Annotated in this window: 4 protein-coding genes; all 4 read right to left on the bottom strand. The window is 75.5% G+C overall.

The genetic code is table 11. The features are described 5' to 3' along the window. Nucleotides 1–1,431: MFS transporter (locus tag AB0C69_RS39105; RefSeq protein WP_360361216.1), on the bottom strand; the 1,431-nt coding region annotated here is incomplete at its 3' end. A 209-nt stretch (nt 1,432–1,640) separates the two neighbouring features. Next, complete coding sequence (locus tag AB0C69_RS39100; protein WP_360361213.1) at nt 1,641–2,003, bottom strand: STAS domain-containing protein; 363 nt, start codon at nt 2,001–2,003, stop codon at nt 1,641–1,643. A gap of 129 nt (nt 2,004–2,132) precedes the next feature. Beyond that, nucleotides 2,133–2,723 carry a flavodoxin domain-containing protein gene (locus tag AB0C69_RS39095; protein WP_360361210.1) on the bottom strand — a complete coding sequence of 197 codons (591 nt, stop codon included), beginning with the start codon at nt 2,721–2,723 and terminating at the stop codon, nt 2,133–2,135. Nucleotides 2,724–2,840: 117 nt separating this feature from the next. Further along, nucleotides 2,841–4,044: heavy metal translocating P-type ATPase (locus AB0C69_RS39090; protein WP_360361207.1), on the bottom strand; the 1,204-nt coding region annotated here is incomplete at its 5' end.

The following is a 4,044-nucleotide window of genomic DNA, read 5'->3' as shown; positions in this document are numbered from 1 at the left end:
GTGCTCCGGCGCGGGCGCGGGCGCGCCCTCGGGCCGCGGGGTGCGCAGGGTGACGGCGGCCAGCGCCGCGCCGGCGAGCGCGACCAGTGCCGCGCCGGCGAACGCCGCCGAGAAGCCGTCGGTGAGCGCGGGCAGATCGCCGATCCGGTCGGCGCCGAAGGAGGCGGCGATGGCGGTCATCGCGGCCAGGCCCAGAGCCGAACCGACCTGGTAGCTGGTGTTGACGATGCCGGACGCCAGGCCGCCCTCCTCCGGACGGGCGGCCGAGAGCGCGGTGCCCAGGGAGGGGATGAAGGCCAGGGACATGCCCAGGGCGGCCACCAGCGAGGCGGGCAGGACGTCCACCCAGTAGTTCCCGTCCGGGCGGATGAGCGCCAGCCAGCCCATGCCGGCGGCCAGCACCAGCAGCCCGGTGACGACGGAGCCCTTGGAACCGAGGCGCCCGATGGCCCGCGGCGCCAGGACGATCATCCCGAGCATGATCAGTGCCGTCATCGGGACCAGCGCGGCCCCCGCGGGGAAGGCGCTGTAGCCGAGGACCCGCTGCAGGTAGAGGTTCAGGAAGAACCACATCGGGATCCACGCGCCGCCGAGCAGGAGCTGGGCGAGGTTCGCGGCGCCCAGGTTCGGCGCCCGGAAGATCGACAGCGGCATCAGCGGGGTGCGGCGGGACGCCTGGACGGCCAGGAACGCGCCGAGCAGGACGAGCCCGCCGGCCAGCACGGCCCAGGTCGCCGCCGCGTCCCAGCCGACCTCGGGGGCGCGGACGACGGCGAAGACGACGGCGCCGAGCCCGGCGGTCACGGTGAGCGCGCCGACCACGTCCACCGAGCCGCGGGCGCTCCCGCCGCCCCCGGGCATCAGCGCCGGCGCGGCGGCCAGCGCCAGCACGGCGATGGGGATGTTGATGTAGAAGACCCACGGCCAGGCCGCGTACTCGGTGATGACGCCTCCGAGGAACACCCCGGCGGTGCCCCCGGCGGGAGCCGCGGCGCCGTAGAGCGACAGCGCCTTGGTCAGCTCGCGGGGTTCGGAGCCGAACAGCATCATCAGCAGGGTGAGCGCGGCGGGCGCGATGAGCGCGGCGCCGACGCCCTGCAGCGCGCGGCCGGTCAGCTCGACGGCGACGGTGCCGGCGGCCCCGGCCACCGCGGAGCCGCCGAGCAGGACGACCCAGCCCGCCGAGAACAGCCTGCGGGCCCCGAGCAGGTCCGACAGCCGGCCGCCGAGCAGGAGCAGGCCGCCGAAGGCGACGACGTAGGCGTTGAACACCCAGGACAGGTTCTCCTGGGAGAAGCCCAGGTCGTCCTGGATGCGGGGAAGCGCCACCCCGATGATCGAGGTGTCCATGATCACCATGAACTGGGCGGTCGCGATGAGCGCCAGCGCCCACCACCGGCGGGTGGCGGGGGGTGCGGAACGAGCGGACATGTCTCCTCCTCATTACCCCTAGGGGGTATCCTTGCGAGTCCGGCTTACCCTAGGGGGGTATCTCCGAAACCACAAGCTCAGGAAGAAGACAGGTGATGTGAGGTGCTGCACTCTCGGCCGGTCGATGAGTGCCTAATACCGGGTACGGGTACCTCTGAAGGCCGGGTCGGGGTGCTCTGGCCCGTCCGGAGACCCCGCGCGGGGACGCTTCAGCGGACGGCCGTGCGGACCGGCGTGAACCGGCGGTCGAGGCCGGTGAGCCGCAGGATCTTCGCCATCTGCGGGCGGGGCGCGGTCAGGGTGACGGCCCCGCCGCGGCTGCGCGCGAGATCGTCGGCGGCGACGAGCGCCGCGAGGCCCCGCGCGTCGCAGAAGGTCAGGCCGGAGACGTCCACCACGACGTCCGGTCCCCGCTCGCCGATCAGCCTCGCCAGCTCGATGCCGAACGCGGCGGACGAGGCGATGTCCAGTTCGCCGCGGGCCGTCACGCGCGCCGCTCCGTCGCCGTCGCCGCCGTCGATCGACGTGACGAGCTCCCCGAACGCCTCGAAGCTGATCTCCTGCGTGCCCATGGCTTCCCCCTAGGCCTTTCCCTGATGCCCCAAGACTCCTTCGCCGGGCGGTCCCGCCGCCAGGGACCTAGGTCCTCGCGTCGTCCCGCCGAAGTCCGCCCGGCCTTCTGCCCGTCGAGCTCCGCGGCCTCACCGGGGGCTGAGCGGACGGGCGGGCCGGCCGTCCTTCACGGGTGAGGGGTGGCCGGCGCGCGGGCGCGGGCGGAGCCGCCCGGAGGGCGCAGGCCTCGCCGTGATCGTCGACGCCCAGGTGTCGATCCCGGCCCAGTCGCGGTAGTCGCCGTACCGGCATCCCAGCGCCCGGAAGAGCAGATGCCCGACCAGGGACGTGTGCTCGCGGAGGAAGACGCCCGAGAACAGGCGGTGGTCGACGGCGTCGACCCTCGTCCGCAGGTCGTCCCGCAGGAGGCCCTCCTCCTTGGCGCCGAAGTGCTGCCACGGTCCGCGCAGGGCGGCCGGCATCCCGACGCTGAAGAGCCACACCGGCCGGCGGGCGAGGGTGTCCCCTTCGCGCGCGAGGAAGTCGAGCGCCTCGGGAAGCCAGGCGCGGTCGTGGATCGCGCTTCCGAGCACGAACGCGTCGTAGGCTCCGGCGTCCTCCACCTCGGCCATGGGGCGGACGTCCGCCCGGAGCCCGCGCTCGGCCAGCACCGCGCCGATCCGCCCGGCGATGCTCCGCGTGGAGCCGTTGGCGCTCGCGTACGCCACCAAGATCGTCAATTTCCTCACCTCCGGCGCTGTCTGTCTCAAGCCTCGTCTCCGGCGGCGCCCGCCCTCAGGGGCGAACGTCCCGGGTGTGCGGGGCCGAACGGGGAGGGGCGGCAGGTGATCGGCCGGTCAGGGGCCGGCCTGGTCGTGGACGTCGGCGAGGACGAAGTAGTTCTCCTCCTCCTGGGCGAAGTGCAGACGGAGGACGGCGTAGAGCTCCTGCACGGTCCGGCGCAGGTCGTCCGCGGGCTCCGGCGCCGCCGGCGCGGTGCGCAGTTCCGCCGTCAGCGCGCCGATCCGGCGCGCCAGTTCGGCGATCTCGGCGTGCCCGCGGCTCATGGCCCCGGTGGGGTCGGAACCGCCGAGGGCGCGCGCGACCGCCGGGTAGAGCAGCCGCTCGTCCTTGCGCTCGTGGACCTCCAGGTCCGCCAGGAACTCCGAGAGCGCGTCCAGGGCGGCGTCCCGGCGCCGTCCGGCGGGACCGGCCGCCGCGCCCGCCAGCGCGGGAAGGCGCTCGATCCGCGGCCACAGCGCGCGGTGCTCCTCGTCCAGCCGCCGGACGAGTTCGGCCTCGTCGCCGCGCAGGCGCGGCGCCCGGTCGCGGCCCGGACCGAGCACGCGCAGGGCGGACAGGATCGCCGCCACGTCGATGCCCTCCTGGAGCAGCGCCCCCGCCGCCGGGGTCAGGAACCCCAGCGCCGCGACGACCATCGCGGCCAGCGCGAGCCCCATCCCGGCGAGCACGCTCTGGCGCGCGACCGACCGGGTGCGCCGCGCGATCGCGAGCGTCTCGGCCAGCCGCTCCAGGCGGTCCACGGTGATGACCACGTCGGCCGCCTCGGACGAGGCCGTGGCGCCGCGGGCGCCGAGCGCGACGCCGACGCCCGCGGTGGCCAGCGCGGGGGCGTCGTTGACTCCGTCGCCGACCATCACGGTCGGCGCGCGGGCGCTCTCGTCCCGGGCGACCTCGACCTTCCCGGCCGGCGACAGGCCGGCGTGCACGGCGTCGGCCCCCACCAGCCGGCCGATCGGACCGGCGACGTCCGCGCGGTCGCCGGTCACCATCACCGCCCGGCCGATCCCCGCCCGGCGCAGCAGCCGGAACGTGCGCGCCGCGTCGGGCCGCACGCGGTCGCGCAGCAGCAGGACGGCCGCGAGCCGGCCGTCCACGCCGACGAACACGGTGATCGCGCCGCGCGCGGCGGCCCGGCCGCGGACCCGCTCCAGCCACGCCGGGTCGGCCCGCCCGGCCCAGCTCGCCTTGCCGACGCTCACCCGGTGGCCTTCGACGGTTCCCCGCACCCCCTGCCCGGCGCGCTCGGCGACGTCCTCC

It is taken from the genome of Actinomadura sp. NPDC048032 (assembly GCF_040653175.1).
Lineage (GTDB): Bacteria > Actinomycetota > Actinomycetes > Streptosporangiales > Streptosporangiaceae > Spirillospora > Spirillospora verrucosospora.
This window is presented reverse-complemented; position numbering and strand designations above follow the sequence as displayed.